Below are 20921 nucleotides of genomic sequence, written 5' to 3' on the forward strand. Positions count from 1 at the left end.
CGGGCCCCGGGCGGGGTGTTCACGGCGCGCTTGAGCTTCGAGATCCGAGACCCGAGCGGTGCTTTTCATCCGGCGGGGAAATGCGGGAAAGGGAAAACCCTCCCACCCTCCCCACCCCGTCACGGCTAGCAAGTATGACTAATAGTGAGCGAGTTGCAGCGGAAAGTCGCGCCTGCTTACGGTGCCCCCAACGAAACGACCCCGACGCGGTGTCTTCAGCACCGGCCGGGGTCTGACCAAAGATCGACCAAGGCAGAAAGCACCGATCTCATGGCTGCCCAGCACTTTAGTCCCGCCCTGCCCGCGCCCGGGGCGCCGCGTCCGCACCGCGCGGCCAAGTCCGGCTACGGCAAGCAGGCCGCCCCCGGTCAAGGCCCTTCCCACCCCGCCGACTTCGCTTCCCTGCCGGAGCGCGAGCGGTACGTCGCCGCGTACCTCGACCGCCTCCCCGAGGGCGCCGCGATGGACATCAAGTCGCTGGCCAAGGATCTTCCCCTGTACGGCCAGATGGCCATCGGCACCGCCCTCCGCGCGCTCGCGGTGGCCGGGCACCTGCGCCGCGTACGACGCCGGGTCGACGGCGACGGGACGTGCCGGTGGGTGACGTACACCTACTGGTCCCGGACCGCCCACGACAACGAGTGGTGGACCACCGCGCTCTCCGGCGGGGCCGCCACCCCGGCATCCGCGCCGGTGGCCGTGCCCCCGCAGCGCCCCGCCCCCGAGCCGCCCGCGCCCCCGCAGTCGGGCGCGCCCTCCGCCGCCTACCTCGCCCTCGCCGGACTCGGCCGCCGCGACCCCCGGCTGACGCTCTCCGCCGCCGACTGCGCCGCCCTGGAACCGCTCGCCGCCGCCTGGTTCGCGCGCGGTGCGGGCGCCGAGCACCTGGCGTCGGCGCTCACCGCCGGACTGCCGGAGGACGTCACGCACCCGCTTGGTCTGGTGCGTCGCCGCCTCGCCGACAAGATGCCGCCGCACGTCCCGGACGCGCCCCGCCCCGCGCCCGACCTCCGGGTCGAGTGCGTCGAGTGCGGCCGCCCCGGCCCGGCGGCCGCACTCCGGGACGGCCTCTGCCACCCGTGCCGGGGCACCCACGCCCAGCCATCGACTCCGGACCGGGCCAACGACGTCGCGACCCGCGTCGCCGGACTCCGGGGACTGATGCGGACACCCTGAGCACGTACGCTCACGCGGAGTACGCGGGTGATCACTGGTGCACGCCATGGACGTACCGCCGGATTGTCGGCATGACACCACTGCCCACCGCGGTCACCCCCCACGCTCCGGCCACCGCGAGCGCGTTCACCCAGCGCTTCAGCTCCACCCCGCGCGGCGCCCGGCTCGCCCGGCGGCTCGCCCTGCACCAGCTTGACACCTGGGGCGTGCCGTACGGCAGCACGGCCTCCGACACCGCCGCCGTGCTCGTCGCCGAACTCGCCGCCAACGCCGTCACGCACGGCCGCGTCCCCGGCCGGGACTTCGAACTGGTCGTCCGTCTCGCCGGCTGCACCCTGCGCATCGAGGTCTCCGACACCAGGGGCGAACACCGCCCGCCGTCCGGCGCCGTGGCCGAGCCCGCACCGCTCGCAGAGGAGGGCCGAGGACTGCTCCTGGTGGCGGCCCTCGCCACACGGTGGGAGGTGCTGGACCGGGCACCGGTGGGCAAGACGGTCGCGGCGGAGCTGGAGCTGGATAGTGAGAAATTCTGAAAGTGGGAATCTCGCACATTCCTCCCTGCCCGGGTATGCTGCATCCACGAGGCAGACACGGAATGCGGAGAGGGAGGTCACTTATGGCTGCGACCACGTTCCATGCCGGTGTGCGCGACAAGGGGCAGCTGACGCTGCCCGCAGGGGTCCGCGAGGCGCTGGGAGTCTCCCCGGGTGACGAGCTTGAGTTCGCCATCAACGACGACGGCGTTGTCGAGGTGCACGGACTACGGAAGATCCGCACGGACCAGGCGTGGTTCTGGACGGAGCGGTGGCAGGCGGGTGAGCGTGACGCGAGCGAGGACATCGCCGCAGGGCGCACCACCCGGCATGAGGACGTGGACGAGATGTTCGCGCACCTCGCCGAGGAGAACTGACCCCGACCCCTGGGAGGCCCATTGCCGACTTTCGAGACGACCGCTCGCTTCGACCGTGATTTCAAGAAGCTCCTCCCCGAGGAGCGGGCACGGTTCCAGGACTGCGTTCGCAAGAAGTTCGTGCCGGACGCGGCTCACGGGCGGTTTCGGCCCGGCCTCCGGGTCAAGCCGGTCCAGGGAGTGCCACTCCCGGCCGGCGCACGTCCCGTCATGGAGATGACTTGGGCGCCCGACGGGCGTGCCACCTGGCAGTACGCGGACGAAGTCCGCGCGGGTGAGCCGCATATCGTCTGGCGCCGGGTCGGTGGGCACGAGATCTTCGATCCCGGCCCCGCTTGAGGGGCAGAGGGCCGCATCCGACGCGGTGCGGCCCTCGGTGCTTTCCGTCGGCGGCCTTCCGGCTCCGGCGTGCGCCCGCGCATACGCGAAGACCCCGACCTCAGTGTTTCCACTGACGGCGGGGTCTTTTCGGCACTTCTTGCGAAGTGCCCCCGGCAGGATTCGAACCTGCGCACCCGGCTCCGGAGGCCGATGCTCTATCCCCTGAGCTACGGGGGCGTATCGCTGTGGTGCTCTGCGACGGGTGAAACACTACCAGTTCCCACGGGGTGCCCGTGAACAGGTATTCCGCGTCATCGCGGGAGGGCGCCCGCCCCCTCGTACACACATCCGGCCATCCTCGGCAGGCCCTCTCCGGGGGCGGAAGTGGGCAAAACCCGGACGCAGCCCCTCCGGCGCGCCTACCCTCGAAGGGTGTCTGGGGCATGCGGCCGCGTGCTTGTTGTCGACGACAACAAGGTCATCCGGCAATTGATCAGGGTCAACCTTGAGCTGGAGGGCTTCGAGGTCGTGACCGCGGGCGATGGTGTCGAGTGTCTGGATCTCGTGCACCGGGTCCGCCCCGACGTGATCACGCTCGATGTGGTCATGCCCCGGCTCGACGGCCTCCAGACCGCCACCCGGCTGCGGTCCGACCCGCGCACCGGGCACCTGCCGCTCGCGATCGTCAGCGCCTGCACGCCGTACGAGGTGGACCACGGGGTCGCCGCCGGGGTGGACGCGTTCCTCGCCAAGCCGTTCGAGCCGGGTGAGCTGGTGATGCTCGTGCGCCGGCTCGTCGAGCGCGGCCGCCCACCGGTGCGGGCCGGCGGGCCGGGTGCCGGGCGGGCGGACCGCACCGTCGGCTGACCGCATGGCGAAACCGGTTCGCGAAGGGCCCCCCTCCCTCCCATACGCTGGTCCCGTGACCCCCGTCGATCTCTCCACGACCGTGCTGCACGCCGTGCGCCGCGCGGTACGCGAGGACGCCCTGCGCGCGCCCGTGCCCGCGCGCGTACGGGTGGAGAGGACCCGGCCCGGTGGGCGTGGCGACTACGCCAGCGCCGTCGCGCTCCAGCTCGCCGGCCCCGCAGGCCTCGGCGCCCGCGAGGTCGCCGAGATCCTGCGCGACCGGCTCGCCGGAGCCCCCGGAGTCGCCGGGGTCGAGATCACCGGACCCGGCTTCCTCAACTTCACGCTCGACGCCGCCACCGGCGCCGCCGCCCACCGCGCCCTCGTCCACCGGGTGCGGGAGGAAGGGGAGCGGTACGGGTACGGGGACGCCCTCGCCGGACAGCGGTTGCTGCTCGTCCACGCCCGCGAGGTCCGGGCCGCCGTCACCGCCGACGCCGTCCGCCGCCTCCTGGCCGCCCAGGGCGCCGACGTACGCATCGGCTGCGAGGGCGAGCCCGACCCGGACTGGACGCGGCTCGGGGTGCGTACGGAGGCGTCCGGCGCTCAGGCGGAAGCCCCCATACGCCCCGTCCCCGCCGGCGAAACCGCCGCCGCCCTCCTGACCCGGCTCGGCCCCGACGCCGCCCGCTGGGGCCTCCTCCGCGCCGCCGGGCACGACCGTGCCCCCCTCGGGCCCGAGCTCCTCGCGCAGACCGAGGCCAACGCCCTCTTCCGCGTCCGTTACGCGGACGCCCGCGCCCGTGCCGTCGTCCGGGAGGCGGCCCGGCTCGGGGTCGCCCTCGCGGGGCCCGGCGAGGACATCGACGCGACTGGAGCCGCCGCAGCGCCCAGCCAGGACATACACGCGACCGCGGCCACCGCAGGGCCGCGCATCGACGCCACCGAGGCGTCCACCGCCCTGCTGACGCTGCTCGACGCGCACCCCGCCGTCCTCGCGGGCGCCGCCCGCCACCGCGCCCCCGACCGGCTCGCCCGGCACCTGGACGCGGTCGCCGGTGCCTTCTTCGACTTCCACGACGCCGCCCCACCGCTCCCCGTCGGGGACGAGAAACCCTCGGCCGCCCACCGCTCCCGGACGGCCCTCGCCGAAGCCGCCGGGACGGTGCTGGCCGGCGGCCTGTCCCTGCTCGGCGTCAGCGCGCCCGAACACCTCTGAGCACCCCGAGAGAGCAGAGCAACACGATGAGCCGATCCGCACACCCCGCCGGACCCCGTCACGCCGACGTCATGTCCGAGGGCCACTACCTCGCCCCCGCCGACGACCTCAACGTCCTGGACGAGAAGGTGTGGTCCCGCACCGTCACCCGTGACGAGCACGGCGCCGTCACCGTCGGCGGGCTCACGGTCTCCCGCCTCGCCGAGGAGTTCGGCACCCCCGCCTACTTCCTGGACGAGGCCGACTTCCGGGCCCGCTGCCGCGCCTGGTCCGACGCCTTCGGGCCCGGGGCGGACGTCTTCTACGCGGGCAAGGCGTTCCTCTCCCGGGCCGTCGTGCGCTGGCTCAAGGAGGAGGGGCTCAACCTCGACGTCTGCTCGGGCGGCGAGCTGGCCACCGCGCTCGACGCCGGGATGCCCGCCGAGCGCATCGCCTTCCACGGCAACAACAAGACCGTCGAGGAGATCCAGCGCGCCGTCGCGGCGGGCGTCGGACGCATCGTCCTCGACTCCTTCCAGGAGATCGTCCGCGTCGCGCACGTCGCGCAGAGCCTCGGCAAGCGCCAGCGCGTCCAGATCCGGGTGACCGTCGGCGTCGAGGCCCACACCCACGAGTTCATCGCCACCGCCCACGAGGACCAGAAGTTCGGCATCGCGCTCGCGGACGGACAGGCCGCCGAGGCCGTACGCCGGGCGCTCACCCTGGACGGGCTCGAACTCGTCGGCATCCACTCCCACATCGGCTCCCAGATCTTCGACATGGCCGGCTTCGAGGTCTCCGCCCGCCGCGTCGTGCAGCTCCTCGCCGAGGTGCGCGACGAGCACGGCGTCGAGCTGCCCGAGATCGACCTCGGCGGCGGCCTCGGTATCGCGTACACCTCCGACGACGACCCGCGCGAACCGCACGAGATCGCCAAGTCGCTCGGCGACATCGTGACCCGCGAGTGCGAGGCCGCCGGTCTCGCCACCCCCCGCATCTCCGTCGAGCCCGGCCGCGCCATCGTCGGCCCGACCGCCTTCACGCTGTACGAGGTCGGCACGGTCAAGCCGCTGGAGGGCCTGCGCACCTACGTGAGCGTCGACGGCGGCATGTCGGACAACATCCGGACCGCGCTGTACGACGCCGAGTACAGCGTCGCGCTCGCCTCGCGGACCTCGGACGCCGAACCGATGCTCGTCCGGGTCGTCGGCAAGCACTGCGAGAGCGGCGACATCGTGGTCAAGGACGCCTACCTGCCGTCCGACCTGGCCCCCGGCGACCTGATCGCCGTGCCCGCCACCGGCGCGTACTGCCGCTCGATGGCGAGCAACTACAACCACGCCCTGCGCCCGCCGGTCGTCGCCGTGCGGGACGGGGAGGCACGGGTCATCGTCCGGCGCGAGACGGAGGAAGATCTCCTGCGTCTCGACGTCGGCTGATGGCGTATTTCCGGGGGCGTACCACGCTGTCCCCATAAACATCTCAGGATCCGGACGGGTGGCGGGAACACCCGTCCGGTGAGTGAGACTGGTCCGTACTACAGGTGTAAAGGAAACGAGGTCGGATGATGCGTACGCGTCCGCTGAAGGTGGCGCTGCTGGGCTGTGGTGTGGTCGGCTCAGAGGTGGCGCGCATCATGACGACGCACGCCGACGACCTCGCCGCGCGCATCGGCGCGCCGGTGGAGCTCGCCGGTGTCGCCGTCCGCCGGCCCTCCAAGGTGCGCGAGGGCATCGACCCCGCCCTGATCACCACGGACGCGACCGCCCTCGTCAAACGCGGCGACATCGACGTCGTCATCGAGGTCATCGGCGGCATCGAGCCCGCCCGCACGCTGATCAGGACCGCCTTCGAGCACGGCGCGAGCGTCGTCTCCGCCAACAAGGCCCTGCTCGCCGAGGACGGCGCCGCCCTGCACGCCGCCGCCGAGCAGCACGGCCGGGACCTCTATTACGAGGCCGCCGTGGCCGGTGCCATCCCGCTCGTACGGCCGCTGCGCGAGTCGCTGGCCGGCGACAAGGTCAACCGGGTGCTCGGCATCGTCAACGGCACCACCAACTTCATCCTCGACAAGATGGACACCAGCGGCGCCGGATACTCCGAGGCGCTGGACGAGGCCACCGCCCTCGGTTACGCGGAGGCCGACCCCACCGCCGACGTGGAGGGCTTCGACGCCGCCGCCAAGGCCGCCATCCTCGCCGGGATCGCCTTCCACACCCGGGTGAGGATCGGCGACGTGCACCGCGAGGGCATCACCGAGGTCACCGCCGCCGACATCGCCTCCGCCCGCCGCATGGGGTGCACCGTCAAGCTCCTCGCCATCTGCGAGCGCGCCGCCGACGGCGCCTCCGTGACGGCCCGCGTGCACCCCGCGATGATCCCGCTGAGCCACCCGCTCGCCTCGGTGCGCGAGGCGTACAACGCGGTGTTCGTGGAGGCCGAGGCGGCCGGGCAGCTGATGTTCTACGGCCCCGGCGCCGGCGGGGCGCCCACCGCGTCCGCCGTCCTCGGCGACCTCGTGGCCGTCTGCCGCAACAAGCTCAACGAGGCCCCCGGGCCCGGCGAGTCCGCGTACACCCGCCTGCCGGTGAGCCCCATGGGCGACGTCGTCACGCGGTACCACATCAGCCTCGACGTGGCCGACAAGCCGGGCGTGCTCGCCCAGGTCGCGACGGTCTTCGCCGACCAGGGCGTATCCATCGATACGGTCCGCCAGCAGAGCCGGCCGGACAGTCAGGAAACCGACGGCGAGGCCTCTCTCGTCGTCGTCACCCACCGCGCGCCCGACGCCGCCCTCTCCGGGACCGTCGAAGCGCTGCGCAAGCTCGACACCGTGCGCGGTGTCGCCAGCATCATGCGTGTTGAAGGGGAGTAAGGACCCATGACCACCAAGGGCACCCACCAGTGGCGCGGCATCATCGAGGAGTACCGGGACCGTCTCCCGGTCACGAGCACGACGCCGGTCGTCACGCTCCGTGAGGGCGGTACGCCGCTCGTCCCCGCTCAGGTCCTCTCCGAGCGCACGGGCTGCGAGGTGCACCTCAAGGTCGAGGGCGCCAACCCCACCGGGTCCTTCAAGGACCGCGGCATGACCATGGCCATCACCCGGGCCAAGGAGGAGGGCGCGCAGGCCGTCATCTGCGCCTCCACCGGCAACACCTCCGCCTCGGCCGCCGCCTACGCGGTCCGGGCCGGCATGGTCTGCGCGGTCCTCGTGCCGCAGGGCAAGATCGCGCTCGGCAAGATGGGCCAGGCCCTCGTGCACGGCGCCAAGATCCTCCAGGTCGACGGCAACTTCGACGACTGCCTGACGCTGGCCCGCTCGCTCTCGGACAACTACCCGGTCGCGCTGGTCAATTCGGTCAACCCGGTCCGTATCGAGGGCCAGAAGACCGCCGCCTTCGAGATCGTCGACGCGCTCGGCGACGCCCCGGACATCCACGTCCTCCCGGTCGGCAACGCCGGCAACATCACCGCGTACTGGAAGGGCTACACCGAGTACGCCGGGGACGGCATGTCGACGCACAAGCCGCGCATGTGGGGCTTCCAGGCGTCCGGCTCCGCGCCCATCGTGCGCGGCGAGGTCGTCAAGGACCCGTCGACCATCGCCACCGCGATCCGGATCGGCAACCCGGCCTCCTGGAACTACGCGCTGGCCGCGCGCGACGAGTCCGGCGGTTTCATCGACGAGGTCACGGACCGTCAGATCCTGTCCGCCTACCGGCTGTTGGCCTCCCAGGAGGGCGTCTTCGTGGAGCCCGCCTCGGCCGCGTCCGTCGCCGGCCTGCTGAAGGCCGCCGAAGAGGGCAAGGTCGACCCCGGCCAGCGCATCGTCTGCACGGTGACCGGCAACGGCCTCAAGGACCCCGACTGGGCCGTCGCGGGCGCCCCGCAGCCCGTCACCGTCCCGGTCGACGCGGCCGCCGCCGCCGAGAAGCTGGGCCTGGCGTAACCACGTAACACCCGAACCCCCGGGCCGGTCCGCACGACGGCCCGGGGCAGCGCGCGACGACTCGTCAGAAAGAGCGTCCTACCGGCCCTTTCCGGCGACAAGAGCGCACCGCGGGCGTGCGACACGCATCGTGCGCCTCCTGTGCGCCCTATGTCGCCACAGAACCTTCCTTCGATAAGCTGTACCCAACCCGCCCCGCCGCATCTGCCGGGGTGCCCCGGGCCGTTGCGGCTCCCCCGAACAACCCCCGCCCGCAGCCCCCGGAATCCCCGCCGCCTCACAAGGAGAGTCGTCACAGCGATGGCCGGTCCCGCCTTCCGAGCCGCCGCCGTCCGGGTGCGCGTCCCCGCGACCAGCGCCAACCTGGGCCCCGGTTTCGACGCCCTCGGCCTGTCGCTCGGCCTGTACGACGACGTCGTCGTCCGCGTCGCAGACTCCGGACTGCACATCGACATCGCCGGTGAGGGCGCGGACACCCTGCCCCGCGACGAGAAGCACCTGCTCGTACGGTCCCTGCGCACCGCCTTCGACCTGCTCGGCGGACAGCCGCGCGGCCTGGAGATCGTCTGCGCCAACCGCATCCCGCACGGACGCGGCCTCGGCTCCTCCTCCGCCGCCATCTGCGCCGGAATCGTCGCCGCCCGCGCCGTGACGACCGGCGGTGACGCCCGCCTCGACGACGCGGCCCTGCTGGAGCTCGCCACCGAGATCGAGGGCCACCCCGACAACGTCGCGGCCTGCCTGCTCGGCGGATTCACGCTCGCCTGGATGGACGGCGCCTCCGCCCGCGCGATCCGGATGGATCCCGCTGATTCCATCGTTCCGGTGGTCTTCGTCCCCGGCAAGCCGGTGCTCACCGAGACCGCCCGCGGCCTCCTCCCGCGCACCGTCCCGCACGTCGACGCCGCCTTCAACGCCGGCCGTGCCGCCCTCCTCGTCGAGGCCCTGACCAGGCGCCCCGAGCTGCTGCTCACGGCCACCGAGGACCGGCTGCACCAGGACTACCGCGCGCCCGCCATGGCCGAGAGCGTCGAACTCGTCGGCCGGCTGCGCGCCGAGGGCGTCCCCGCGGTCATCTCCGGCGCCGGACCGACGGTGCTGGCCCTGGCCGGCGACGGCGACGCCGACAAGGTCGCCCGACTGGCGGGCGAGGGATGGGCGGCCAACCGGCTCGCTCTCGACGCGCAGGGCGCGAGCGTCCTGCCCCTGGCCCCGTAGCCCGCGAGGCCACTGGCCGAGAAGTGATTGCCGGTGAGTGAGAGGGGGAATGTTTGTTGGAGCCGGTAGTGTTAACCTCAAGTCTGCAATCGACGTCCATGAGGCGCGTTGCTTCGTGTCCCCTTCGGGACCACCATTTCTTCCGGGAGCCTCCCCAACTGCCTGAGCAGCCTGCCTGAGCAGTTGCGAGCACGCTCCGGAACCGGCACGACACCCCTCGCTCGTCCAGGAGTGGGCCGAGCAGGGGGATGCTCGCGCCGGGCACATGCACACCTCATCTCTCCGCCGTTCCATCCGGCGGACCACCGCCCCGGCACGGGCCGCACCAACCAGGGACCGCAGCCGGACAGCACAACCGGTCGCCGAGCCAGAAGGCCGACGTCCGCTCCAGGGAAGGACCCTTCGTGAGCGACACCACCGATCTGATGGGCGTGACTGCCGACAAGAACGTCGACAGCGCCGCGCCCGCCGAAGGTGCTGCCACTGGCACCACCGCACGGCGCCGCCGCTCCGGCACCGGCCTTGACGGCATGGTCCTGGCCGAGCTGCAGCAGGTCGCGTCCGGCCTCGGCATCAAGGGCACCGCGCGGATGCGCAAGAGCCAGCTGATCGAGGTCATCAAGGAGGCCCAGGCCGGCGGCGGCTCCTCCGCCCCCAAGGCCAAGGCAGCCGCGGCCCCCGCCGAGGGCGCCGAGACCAAGCCGAAGCGCCGCGCCACCTCCAAGGCGCGCACCGGCGCCGACGAGGCCCCGGCCGCCGCGCCCGCCGACAAGGCCACGGCCCAGCAGCAGATCGACATCCCGGGCCAGCCGGCCAGCGACGACCAGCCCGCGGGCGAGCGCCGTCGCCGCCGTGCCACCGCGCAGGCGGGCAGCCCGGAGAGCAAGCCGGACGCCAAGGCGCAGACCAAGGACCGCGCCCAGGACGAGCCGAAGCAGGAGCAGAAGCACGAGGCGCCCGCCGAGGACCGCTCCGCCGACGCCAAGGCCGAGGCCGGCGCCGACAACGCCGAGGGGCGTCGCGGCGACCGCCAGGACCGCGGCCAGCGCGGTGAGCGGGGCGAGCAGCGCCGCGACCGCCAGCGCGACCGCCAGCGCGGCAAGGGCGACGACCAGCAGGGCGGCAACCGCCGCCAGGGCGGCGGCGGCCAGAGCCAGGGCGGCAACAACGGCCCGCAGGACGACGGCTACGACGACGAGGGCGGCCGGCGCGGCCGTCGCGGGCGCTACCGCGACCGCCGGGGCCGTCGCGGGCGCGACGACTTCGCCGCCGACGCCCCGCCCGTCACCGACGACGACGTCCTGATCCCCGTCGCGGGCATCCTGGACATCCTCGACAACTACGCGTTCATCCGGACCTCCGGCTACCTGCCCGGCCCGAACGACGTGTACGTCTCGCTCGCCCAGGTCCGCAAGAACGGCCTGCGCAAGGGGGACCACGTCACCGGTGCGGTGCGCCAGCCCAAGGACGGCGAGCGCCGCGAGAAGTTCAACGCGCTGGTCCGCCTCGACTCGGTCAACGCCGGAGCGCCCGAATCGGGCCGCGGCCGCCCCGAGTTCCAGAAGCTGACCCCGCTCTACCCGCAGGACCGGCTCCGCCTGGAGACCGACTCCAACGTCCTGACGACGCGGATCATCGACCTGGTCGCCCCCATCGGCAAGGGCCAGCGCGGTCTGATCGTGGCCCCGCCGAAGACCGGTAAGACCATGATCCTCCAGGCCATCGCCAACGCGATCACGGTCAACAGCCCCGAGTGCCACCTGATGGTCGTCCTCGTGGACGAGCGTCCGGAAGAGGTCACCGACATGCAGCGGTCGGTGAAGGGCGAGGTCATCTCCTCGACCTTCGACCGCCCCGCCGAGGACCACACCACGGTCGCCGAGCTGGCCATCGAGCGCGCCAAGCGCCTCGTGGAGCTGGGCCACGACGTGGTCGTCCTGCTGGACTCGATCACCCGCCTGGGACGCGCGTACAACCTCGCCGCCCCGGCCTCCGGGCGCATCCTGTCCGGTGGTGTCGACTCGACCGCGCTCTACCCGCCGAAGCGCTTCTTCGGTGCCGCGCGCAACATCGAGGACGGCGGCTCGCTGACCATCCTGGCCACCGCGCTGGTCGAGACCGGCTCGCGCATGGACGAGGTGATCTTCGAGGAGTTCAAGGGCACCGGCAACATGGAGCTCAAGCTCGACCGCAAGCTCTCCGACAAGCGGATCTTCCCGGCGGTGGACGTCGACGCGTCCTCCACCCGCAAGGAGGAAATCCTGCTCGGCAGCGAGGAGTTGGGGATCGTCTGGAAGCTGCGCCGGGTGCTGCACGCACTCGACCAGCAGCAGGCCATCGAGCTTCTGCTCGACCGGATGAAGAAGACCCAGTCGAACGCGGAGTTCCTGCTCCAGATCCAGAAGACGACGCCGGCCCCGGGCAACAACAACGACTAGTTGTCGCCCCCCCGGCAGCACACAGGGCCGCCCCCGCACTTCCGGTGCGGGGGCGGCCCTGTGCCGTACACCGTTGCCGTTCCGAGACCTTCACCACACGGGCACGGCCGCGCGGCACCCTCGTACGGCCGTTGTACGGGCCACGAAACCGCAGGTGAGCGCCGGAATACCGGTCGTTCCGGCGGTCGCGCGAGCCGTTCCGTGCCCATCCGGGGGCCACAGCGGCCTGTGCCACGCTTTTTGTCGCCACCACTCCAAGAGGGGGTACCCGGACAGCAACCGACGGAACGAGGGAGAGCCATGAGCGAGCGAAGCGGGAGCAACGGCCGAATACGGGCCACCGGCAAACGCCGGAGGAAGCCGTCCCGCGGCCGCCGGGCGAAGCGCATAGCCGTCTGGAGCCTGGCCGGCGCGGTCGTCGTGGGCGGTGCGGGGCTCGGCTACGCGTACGTCCACCTCAACGGCAATCTCCAGGCCGTCGACATCGACACCGCGCTCGGCAAGGACCGCCCGGAGAACGTCGACAACGGCTCCGAGGACATCCTCGTGCTCGGCTCCGACTCCCGCTCCGGCGCGAACGGCAAGTACGGCGCCGACGGCGGCGGGGCCCGCTCCGACACGGCGATGGTCGTCCACGTCAACAAGGGGCACAAGACCGCGAGTGTGGTCTCCATCCCGCGCGACACCCTGGTCACCCGGCCCGACTGCACCGGCGACGTCAGCGGCGACCCGGTGGCCGGGCAGCAGCGCGCCATGTTCAACACGGCGTACGAGGTCGGCGGGCCGGCCTGCGCGGTCAAAACCGTCGAATCGATGTCCGGCATCCGCATGGACCACTACATCGAGGTCGACTTCACCGGCTTCAAGAAGCTGATCGACAAGCTCGGCGGCGTCGACATCACCACCACCAAGGCGATCGACGACCCCGACAGCCACCTGGACCTCGAACCCGGCACCCACACCCTGGACGGCGAGCAGTCCCTCGGCCTGGTCCGCACCCGGCACAGCGTCGGCGACGGCAGCGACCTCGGCCGCATCCAGCTCCAGCAGGCGTTCATCAAGGCGCTGATGCAGCAGGTCAAGAGCGTGGGCGTGTTCGACGGCACCAAGCTGTACGGCATCGCGGACACCGCCACCAAGGCCGTCACCACCGACTCCGACCTCGGCTCGGTCACCAAGCTCGCCGGCTTCGCCAAGGGGCTCAAGGGCCTCGGCTCCGACAACGTGAACATGGTGACCCTGCCCGTCGAGTACGACCCCGCCGACCCCAACCGCGTCATCCCGCTGGAGAAGGCGGACCGGCAGGTCTGGGACGCGCTCCGCGCCGACCAGCCGGTCCCCGCCTCCGCGACGAAGCAGTCGGCCGGCGACAAGGGCGACGCCGGCAAGATCGTCCGCTGAGCCGGGAGCCGGGGGAATACCCGGCCGTCCACCCTGGTTTTGGGAGATACGGCCGGTCCTGGCAGACTGGTACGTCGGCCCCGGTTCACGGGCGCGCAATCCGCGCGTACGACCCGGAGCCCTCCCGAACCTAGGAGACACCCTTGAAGCGCGACATCCACCCCCAGTACGTCGAGACGCAGGTCAGCTGCACCTGTGGCGCGTCGTTCACCACCCGCTCCACGCTGGACAGCGGCACCATCCGTGCCGAGGTCTGCTCCGAGTGCCACCCGTTCTACACGGGCAAGCAGAAGATCCTCGACACCGGTGGCCGTGTGGCCCGCTTCGAGGCCCGCTTCGGCAAGGGCGCCAAGGCCGCCGGCAAGTAGCGAGCCGTCCGCGCCGGTCCGCGGTGCCCTTTTCCGGGGCGCCGTGGCCGGCGTTTTTTTCCGGTCCGGGCACGGGGTCTCCGTACCCCGGCCCCGGCAGGCACCCACCGGCCGGCAGGCACGACGAGCGAAGGAACCAGGAGCCCGAGATGTTCGAGGCGGTCGAGGAACTGATCGGCGAGCACGCCGATCTCGAGAAGCAGCTCGCCGACCCCGCGGTCCACGCCGACCAGGGCAACGCGCGCAAGCTCAACAAGCGCTACGCGGAGCTGAGCCCGATCGTCGCGACGTACCGCTCCTGGAAGCAGTCCGGTGACGACATCGAGACCGCCCGCGAGTTCGCCGCCGACGACCCCGACTTCGCCGCCGAGGTCAAGGAGCTGGAGCAGCAGCGCGAGGAGCTCACCGAGAAGCTGCGCCTCCTGCTCGTCCCCCGGGACCCCAGCGACGACAAGGACGTGCTCCTGGAGATCAAGGCCGGGGCGGGCGGCGACGAGTCCGCGCTGTTCGCCGGCGATCTGCTGCGCATGTACCTGCGCTACGCCGAGCGCGTCGGCTGGAAGACCGAGATCATCGACTCCACCGAGTCCGAGCTCGGCGGCTACAAGGACGTCCAGGTCGCCGTGAAGACCAAGGGCGGCAACGGGGCCACCGAGCCCGGCCAGGGCGTCTGGGCCCGGATGAAGTACGAGGGAGGGGTGCACCGCGTGCAGCGCGTGCCCTCCACCGAGTCCCAGGGCCGCATCCACACCTCCGCCGCCGGTGTCCTCGTGACGCCCGAGGCCGAGGAGGTCGACGTCGAGATCCTCGCCAACGACCTCCGCATCGACGTCTACCGCTCGTCGGGACCCGGCGGCCAGTCCGTCAACACGACCGACTCCGCCGTCCGCATCACGCACCTGCCGACCGGCGTCGTCGCCTCCTGCCAGAACGAGAAGAGCCAGCTCCAGAACAAGGAGCAGGCGATGCGCATCCTGCGCTCCCGGCTCCTCGCCGCCGCCCAGGAGGCCGCCGAGCAGGAGGCTTCGGACGTACGTCGCAGCCAGGTGCGCACGGTCGACCGTTCCGAGAAGATCCGGACGTACAACTTCCCGGAAAACCGGATCTCGGACCACCGCGTCGGCTTCAAGGCGTACAACTTGGACCAGGTGCTCGACGGTGACCTGGACGCGGTGATCCAGGCGTGCGTCGACGCCGACTCCGCCGCCAAGCTGGCCGCCGCCTGAGCCCACCGCCCGCCCCGCCCCGCTCGTGAACCCGTACGGAGAACCGCGATGAACCTGCTGCTCGCCGAGGTGGCCCAGGCCACCCAGCGGCTGGCCGACGCCGGTGTTCCCTCGCCGAGATTCGATGCCGAGGAACTCGCCGCGTTCGTGCACGGAGTCAAGCGGGGCGAGCTGCACAACGTGCCGGACGCCGACTTCGACGCCCGCTACTGGGAGACCATCGCCCGCCGCGAGGCCCGCGAACCCCTCCAGCACATCACCGGCCGCGCCTTCTTCCGCTACCTGGAGCTCCAGGTCGGCCCCGGCGTCTTCGTGCCCCGCCCCGAGACCGAGTCGGTCGTCGGCTGGGCCATAGACGCCGTCCGCGCGATGGACGTCGTCGAGCCGCTGATCGTGGACCTGTGCACCGGCTCCGGCGCCATCGCCCTCGCCATGGCCCAGGAGGTCCCGCGCTCCCGTGTGCACGCCGTGGAGCTCTCCGAGGACGCCCTGAAGTGGACCCGGAAGAACGCCGAGAACTCCCGCGTCACCGTCCACCGCGGCGACGCGCTCACCGCCCTGCCCGAGCTGGACGGCCAGGTCGACCTGGTCATCTCCAACCCGCCGTACATCCCGCTCACCGAGTGGGAGTACGTGGCGCCCGAGGCGCGCGACCACGACCCCGAGATGGCGCTGTTCTCCGGCGAGGACGGCCTCGACACCATCCGGGGCATCGAGCGCACCGCGCACCGCCTGCTCCGCCCCGGCGGCCTCGTCGTCATCGAGCACGCCGACACCCAGGGCGGCCAGGTGCCCTGGATCTTCACCGAGGAGCGGGGCTGGGCCGACGCGGCCGACCACCCCGACCTCAACCGGCGACCCCGGTTCGCCACCGCCCGCAAGGCGATGCCGTGACCCGCGCCCCGCACCCCTACCCGTACATGCTTGAGGAGGCCGGCTGATGGCACGGCGATACGACTGCAACGACGCGACCGACCGCACGACGGGGCTGCGCGAAGCCGCGTCGGCCGTCCGCCGCGGCGAGCTCGTCGTGCTGCCCACCGACACCGTGTACGGGATCGGCGCGGACGCCTTCGCCACCGAGGCGGTCGGCGACCTCCTGGAGGCCAAGGGCCGGGGCCGCAACATGCCCTCGCCGGTCCTCATCGGCTCCCCGAACACCCTGCACGGCCTGGTCACCGACTTCTCCGAGCAGGCGTGGGAGCTGGTCGACGCCTTCTGGCCGGGCGCCCTGACCCTGGTCGCCAAGCACCAGCCCTCGCTCCAGTGGGACCTCGGCGACACCCGGGGCACCGTCGCCGTCCGGATGCCGCTGCACCCGGTCGCCATCGAGCTCCTCACCGAGGTCGGCCCGATGGCCGTGTCCAGCGCCAACCTGACCGGCCACCCCTCGCCGGAGGACTGCGACGCGGCCCAGGAGATGCTCGGCGACTCCGTCTCCGTCTACCTCGACGGCGGCCCGACCCCCGGCATCGTGCCCTCCTCCATCGTCGACGTCACCGGCAAGGTGCCCGTCCTGCTGCGCGCCGGAGCCATCTCGGCGGAGGAGCTGCGCAAGGTGGTCCCCGACCTCGAGGTGGCCAATTGACCGCCCCCGAGGGGCGTGGCATAGCGGGGCGGCCCGACACTTTCCGCATCCTCCACGTCAGCACCGGCAACGTCTGCCGCTCGCCGATCACCGAGCGGCTGACCCGGCATGCCCTGGTGCACCGGCTCGGGGACCCGCTCCAGGGCGGGCTGATCGTGGAGAGCGCCGGGACCTGGGGCCACGAGGGCGCCCCGATGGAGGCCAACGCCGAGGTGGTCCTCGCCGACTTCGGCGCCGACGCCACCGGCTTCACCGGCCGTGAGCTGCTGGACGAGCACGTGATCCGTGCCGACCTCGTGCTCACGGCCACCCGCGACCACCGCGCCCAGGTCATCTCCATGGGCCACTCGGCCGGGCTGCGCACCTTCACGCTGAAGGAGTTCACCAGGCTGGTGCGGGCCATAGACCCGGCCACCCTGCCCGACGCCCGCGAGGAGGGCGTGGTCGAGCGTGCCCGCGCCCTGGTCCGGGCCGCCGCGGCGCTGCGCGGCTGGCTGCTCGCCCCGACCGTGGACGCCGACGAGGTCCACGACCCGTACGGCGCCCCGATCACCTTCTTCCGGTCCATCGGCGACGAGATCAGCCAGGCCCTGGACCCCGTCGTCACCGCGCTGACCGGCGTCTCCGCGCCCCACTGACCCCGCGGCAGCGGGCAGCGGGCCCGTGACGGGCCTACATTGGTCTTACGCCACAGCCCCCGGGCGCCCGGAGCCTCCGATGCCGGTCAACCGATCCGCCGCACCCCCGTCCGACGACGGCCGCCTGCCGCAGGACTTCGGCGCCCTGCTCCGCGAGGACCCCGAGATCGCCGGCGTACTCCTGGGGGAGCTGCACCGCCAGTCCGGCACCCTCCAGCTCACCGCCGCCGAGAACTTCACCTCGCCCGCCGTCCTCGCCGCCCTGGGCTCACCCCTCGCCAACAAGTACGCCGAGGGCTACCCCGGCCGCCGCCACCACGGCGGCTGCGCACAGGCGGACGCCGCCGAACGCATCGCCGTCCGCCGCGCCACCGCCCTGTTCGGCGCCGACCACGCCAACGTCCAGCCGCACTCCGGCTCCTCCGCCGTCCTCGCTGCCTACGCCGCGCTGCTGAGCCCCGGCGACACGGTCCTCGCCATGGGTCTCCCGTACGGCGGCCATCTCACGCACGGATCGCCCGCCAACATCTCCGGCCGCTGGTTCGACTTCATCGGCTACGGCACGGACCCGGAGACCGGGCTCATCGACTACGCGCAGGTCCGCGCGCTGGCCCGGGCGCACCGCCCGAAGGCGATCGTCAGCGGCTCCATCGCCTACCCGCGCCACCCGGACCACGCGCTGTTCCGGGACATCTGCGACGAGACCGGCGCTCTCCTGATCGCCGACGCCGCGCATCCGATGGGGCTGATCGCCGGGGGAGCGGCGCCCAGCCCGGTGCCGTACGCGGACGTGGTGTGCGCGACCACGCACAAGGTGCTGCGCGGCCCGAGAGGCGGGCTGCTGCTGTGCCGCGCGGAGTACGCCGAGCGCGTCGACCGGGCGGTCTTCCCGTTCACGCAGGGCGGCGCCCAGATGCACACGATCGCCGCGAAGGCCGTCGCCCTCGGTGAGGCGGCGACGCCGGACTTCGCCGCGTACGCGCACCGCGTGGTCGCCCGCGCCCGGGAGCTGGCGGCGGGGCTCGCGGCGGAGGGCTTCGCGCTCGCCACCGGCGGGACGGACACCCACCTGATCGTCGCGGACCCGGCCCCGCTCGGCGTCGACGGCCCCACCGCCCGGGACCGGCTGGCCGGGGCGGGCATCGTGCTGGACACCTGCGCCCTGCCGTACGGGGACGCCCGCGGCATCCGGCTCGGCACCGCGGCCGTCACCACGCAGGGGCTGGACGAGCGGGACATGACCCGCCTCGCGGTGCTGATGGGCCGGGCGGTGCGCGGCGAGGACGGCGTCCTGGACCGGGTCCGCGAACTGGCCGCTTCCCACCCGCCGTATCCGGGGTGAGAGGGGCCCGTTGATCTGGCCGGGCAGGGCCCGTTGATCTTGCCGAGAGGGCCCGTGCAACCATCGCGGACAGCTTCGTGTCCTCAACCATGGGACCTGTCTAGTTAAGGTGTGGGCTGAGATGGCCGGCGATATCTGTGGGGCAGCCCGTGCGTGATTACCTGCTGACACTCTGTGTCACGGCCGCTGTGACCTACTTGCTCACCGGTCCGGTGCGCAAGTTCGCCATCGCGGTCGGGGCGATGCCCGCGATCCGCGCGCGCGACGTCCACCGCGAACCGACCCCGAGGCTCGGCGGCATCGCCATGTTCGGCGGGCTGTGCGCGGGGCTCATCGTGGCCAACCACCTGGCCAACCTCGACGGCGTCTTCGAGCTCTCCAGCGAGCCCAGGGCGCTGCTCTCCGGGGCGGCGCTGATCTGGCTGATCGGGGTCCTGGACGACAAGTTCGAGATCGACGCCCTGATCAAGCTCGGCGGGCAGATGCTCGCCGCCGCCGTCATGGTCCTCCAGGGCCTCACGATCCTGTGGCTGCCGATCCCGGGCGTCGGGACCGTGGCCCTCACCCCGTGGCAGGGCACGCTGCTCACCGTGGCGCTGGTCGTCATCACGATCAACGCGGTCAACTTCGTGGACGGCCTGGACGGGCTCGCGGCGGGCATGGTGCTCATCGCCGCCGCCGCGTTCTTCCTGTACACCTACCGGCTCTGGTACGGGCACACCATCGAGGCCGCCGCCCCGGCGACGCTGTTCGCGGCGATCCTGATGGGCATGTGCCTCGGCTTCCTGCCGCACAACATGCACCCCGCGCGGATCTTCATGGGCGACTCGGGGTCGATGCTGATCGGTCTGGTGCTCGCGGCCGGCGCGATCTCGGTGACCGGGCAGGTCGACCCGGACACCATGAAGATCTTCGAGGGCAGCGAGCGCCAGGCGACCCACGCGATGCTCCCGGTGTTCATCCCGCTGCTGCTGCCGCTGACCATCATCGCGATCCCGGCGGCGGACCTGGTGCTGGCGATCGTGCGGCGCACCTGGAACGGCCAGTCGCCGTTCGCGGCGGACCGGGGCCACCTGCACCACCGGCTGCTCAACATCGGCCACTCGCACAGCCGGTCGGTGCTGATCATGTACTTCTGGTCGGCGCTGATCGCCTTCGGCGCGGTGGGGTACTCGGTGCACTCGACGTCCCTGTGGATCGTGATCGTGATCGTGGGGCTGAGCGCGCTCGGGCTGATCCTGCTCCTGATGCCCCGGTTCACCCCGCGCGCCCCGCGCTGGGCGGAACGCTTCGTGCCGCCGCGCTACCGCCGCAGACGGCGTCGCCCGGAGGGGCCGGGTGCCGCCGCGTCGGAGGAGGCCGCGGAGGGCCAACAGGAGGCCGTGGACGGCCAGATGAAGACGGGTGCGACGGCCGGGGCGGAGGGGGCCGAGGAGGCCGCCGAGGAGGAGCGTGAGGCGGCTGCCGGGGCTCCCGTCGCCGCCGGGGCCCGGAGCGTCAACGGGGCGACCGCCATCGGCCACCGTTCGCGTACGGCTGACCGGCGGGCGGCCGGTTCCACCCGCCGCTGAACCGGTCACCAACGCCCATTAGCAGACAAAGCGACGTCGCGCACCGCTCACGCGTGCTCGTTAGCCCTCACGTGTGACAGCAAGCACACTTTCTAGGTAAAGACCTCATCAAATAGTTTGTGATACCGTTCACGAAGCCCGGTGACAGAGCCGAAGGACCTGATGTAGCACGGTCCATCGGCCCGAGGCATCGACTCGGACCGGGCCTACGCTCGTCCATGACGACACACTGCCCACCCCCTGCAAGCGGAGCTGCCGCCATGCCGTCCAACGACGTCCGGACTCTCCTCCAGACCGCCGTACCCACCGCTGTCGCCGGCGCCGTAGCCGCCGCGATCAGCGCTGGCGTCGCCGGCGGCAAGGGAGCCCTGGGCGCGATCGTGGGGACGATCGTGGTCATCCTCTTCATGGGGATCGGACTCCTGGTCCTGCAACGGACCGCGAGGTCCATGCCCCACCTCTTCCAGGCGATGGGACTCGCGCTCTACACGGCGCAGCTCCTGCTCCTGTTCATCTTCGTCGCCGTATTCAAGAACACCTCGCTGTTCAACCCGAAGGCGTTCGCGATCACCCTGGTCGCGACGACCCTCGTGTGGATCGGCGCACAGGCGCGTGCGCACATGAAGGCCAAGATCCTTTACGTGGAACCCGAATCCGAGAAGGCCGACAAGGCCGGGAAACCGGGGTCCGACGCGTGAAGGGTAGGGGCGGAATAAGTGCGGGGT

General features: G+C 72.0%; 20 protein-coding genes and 1 tRNA gene. 20 read left to right on the forward strand and 1 reads right to left on the reverse strand.

Features of this window, described 5'->3' with window-relative positions:
- Nucleotides 1-270 precede the first annotated feature (270 nt).
- The 4 genes from ACIQZN_RS03100 (at nucleotide 271) to ACIQZN_RS03115 (ending at nucleotide 2425) form a co-directional block, all read left to right on the forward strand.
- On the forward strand, nucleotides 271-1176 hold the full coding sequence (locus ACIQZN_RS03100) for a MarR family transcriptional regulator (protein ID WP_403987666.1): 906 nt from the start codon (nucleotides 271-273) through the stop codon (nucleotides 1174-1176).
- Nucleotides 1177-1247: 71 nt separating this feature from the next.
- Complete coding sequence (locus ACIQZN_RS03105; protein ID WP_403987669.1) at nucleotides 1248-1709, forward strand: ATP-binding protein; 462 nt, start codon at nucleotides 1248-1250, stop codon at nucleotides 1707-1709.
- A gap of 83 nt (nucleotides 1710-1792) precedes the next feature.
- Nucleotides 1793-2086: an AbrB/MazE/SpoVT family DNA-binding domain-containing protein gene (locus ACIQZN_RS03110; protein ID WP_330313731.1), complete on the forward strand. Its 294-nt coding sequence runs from the start codon at nucleotides 1793-1795 to the stop codon at nucleotides 2084-2086.
- A gap of 21 nt (nucleotides 2087-2107) precedes the next feature.
- Nucleotides 2108-2425: a hypothetical protein gene (locus tag ACIQZN_RS03115; RefSeq protein WP_330313732.1), complete on the forward strand. Its 318-nt coding sequence runs from the start codon at nucleotides 2108-2110 to the stop codon at nucleotides 2423-2425.
- Between the two features lie 147 nt (nucleotides 2426-2572).
- Here the strand turns inward: ACIQZN_RS03115 and ACIQZN_RS03120 are convergent.
- Nucleotides 2573-2644, reverse strand: a tRNA-Arg gene (locus ACIQZN_RS03120).
- A 195-nt stretch (nucleotides 2645-2839) separates the two neighbouring features.
- Between ACIQZN_RS03120 and ACIQZN_RS03125 the strand changes: the two genes are divergently transcribed.
- The 16 genes from ACIQZN_RS03125 to ACIQZN_RS03200 all read left to right on the forward strand — a co-directional run bounded on the left by ACIQZN_RS03125 (nucleotide 2840) and on the right by ACIQZN_RS03200 (nucleotide 20894).
- Nucleotides 2840-3274 carry a response regulator gene (locus tag ACIQZN_RS03125; RefSeq protein WP_403987673.1) on the forward strand — a complete coding sequence of 145 codons (435 nt, stop codon included), beginning with the start codon at nucleotides 2840-2842 and terminating at the stop codon, nucleotides 3272-3274.
- A 55-nt stretch (nucleotides 3275-3329) separates the two neighbouring features.
- Nucleotides 3330-4475 carry an ArgS-related anticodon-binding protein NrtL gene (gene nrtL, locus ACIQZN_RS03130; RefSeq protein ID WP_403987676.1) on the forward strand — a complete coding sequence of 382 codons (1146 nt, stop codon included), beginning with the start codon at nucleotides 3330-3332 and terminating at the stop codon, nucleotides 4473-4475.
- A 26-nt stretch (nucleotides 4476-4501) separates the two neighbouring features.
- Complete coding sequence (gene lysA, locus ACIQZN_RS03135) at nucleotides 4502-5893, forward strand: diaminopimelate decarboxylase (RefSeq protein WP_403987679.1); 1392 nt, start codon at nucleotides 4502-4504, stop codon at nucleotides 5891-5893.
- 125 nt (nucleotides 5894-6018) lie between these two features.
- Entirely contained in the window at nucleotides 6019-7329 is a 1311-nt protein-coding gene (locus ACIQZN_RS03140) for a homoserine dehydrogenase (protein WP_018102649.1), read from the forward strand.
- A gap of 6 nt (nucleotides 7330-7335) precedes the next feature.
- Nucleotides 7336-8406 (forward strand): threonine synthase, encoded by a 1071-nt coding sequence (thrC, locus tag ACIQZN_RS03145; protein ID WP_073963920.1) that lies wholly within the window; start codon nucleotides 7336-7338, stop codon nucleotides 8404-8406.
- Nucleotides 8407-8706: 300 nt separating this feature from the next.
- Nucleotides 8707-9624: a homoserine kinase gene (thrB, locus tag ACIQZN_RS03150; protein ID WP_018102647.1), complete on the forward strand. Its 918-nt coding sequence runs from the start codon at nucleotides 8707-8709 to the stop codon at nucleotides 9622-9624.
- A gap of 404 nt (nucleotides 9625-10028) precedes the next feature.
- The gene (rho, locus tag ACIQZN_RS03155; RefSeq protein WP_403987684.1) at nucleotides 10029-12062 is read left to right on the forward strand and encodes a transcription termination factor Rho; all 2034 of its coding nucleotides are present in this window, start codon (nucleotides 10029-10031) and stop codon (nucleotides 12060-12062) included.
- A 300-nt stretch (nucleotides 12063-12362) separates the two neighbouring features.
- The gene (locus ACIQZN_RS03160; RefSeq protein ID WP_403987687.1) at nucleotides 12363-13463 is read left to right on the forward strand and encodes an LCP family protein; all 1101 of its coding nucleotides are present in this window, start codon (nucleotides 12363-12365) and stop codon (nucleotides 13461-13463) included.
- A 143-nt stretch (nucleotides 13464-13606) separates the two neighbouring features.
- Complete coding sequence (rpmE, locus tag ACIQZN_RS03165; protein ID WP_018102644.1) at nucleotides 13607-13831, forward strand: 50S ribosomal protein L31; 225 nt, start codon at nucleotides 13607-13609, stop codon at nucleotides 13829-13831.
- Between the two features lie 149 nt (nucleotides 13832-13980).
- Nucleotides 13981-15057: a peptide chain release factor 1 gene (gene prfA, locus ACIQZN_RS03170; protein WP_403987691.1), complete on the forward strand. Its 1077-nt coding sequence runs from the start codon at nucleotides 13981-13983 to the stop codon at nucleotides 15055-15057.
- Between the two features lie 48 nt (nucleotides 15058-15105).
- Nucleotides 15106-15951, forward strand: coding sequence for a peptide chain release factor N(5)-glutamine methyltransferase (gene prmC, locus ACIQZN_RS03175; protein ID WP_018102642.1), 846 nt, complete (start codon nucleotides 15106-15108; stop codon nucleotides 15949-15951).
- A gap of 46 nt (nucleotides 15952-15997) precedes the next feature.
- The gene (locus ACIQZN_RS03180; protein WP_403987695.1) at nucleotides 15998-16645 is read left to right on the forward strand and encodes an L-threonylcarbamoyladenylate synthase; all 648 of its coding nucleotides are present in this window, start codon (nucleotides 15998-16000) and stop codon (nucleotides 16643-16645) included.
- Nucleotides 16642-17283 carry a protein-tyrosine-phosphatase gene (locus ACIQZN_RS03185; protein ID WP_403987698.1) on the forward strand — a complete coding sequence of 214 codons (642 nt, stop codon included), beginning with the start codon at nucleotides 16642-16644 and terminating at the stop codon, nucleotides 17281-17283. The genes ACIQZN_RS03180 and ACIQZN_RS03185 overlap by 4 nt, the downstream gene beginning before the upstream one ends.
- Nucleotides 17284-17362: 79 nt before the next feature.
- Nucleotides 17363-18625 carry a serine hydroxymethyltransferase gene (glyA, locus tag ACIQZN_RS03190; RefSeq protein ID WP_403987701.1) on the forward strand — a complete coding sequence of 421 codons (1263 nt, stop codon included), beginning with the start codon at nucleotides 17363-17365 and terminating at the stop codon, nucleotides 18623-18625.
- Between the two features lie 137 nt (nucleotides 18626-18762).
- Entirely contained in the window at nucleotides 18763-20196 is a 1434-nt protein-coding gene (locus ACIQZN_RS03195; RefSeq protein WP_403987704.1) for an MraY family glycosyltransferase, read from the forward strand.
- Nucleotides 20197-20456: 260 nt separating this feature from the next.
- Nucleotides 20457-20894, forward strand: a complete 438-nt coding sequence (locus tag ACIQZN_RS03200) for a hypothetical protein (protein ID WP_403987707.1) — start codon at nucleotides 20457-20459, stop codon at nucleotides 20892-20894.
- Nucleotides 20895-20921: the final 27 nt, after the last annotated feature.

It is taken from the genome of Streptomyces sp. NPDC097595, assembly GCF_044761525.1.
GTDB classification, from domain to species: Bacteria; Actinomycetota; Actinomycetes; order Streptomycetales; family Streptomycetaceae; genus Streptomyces; species Streptomyces drozdowiczii_A.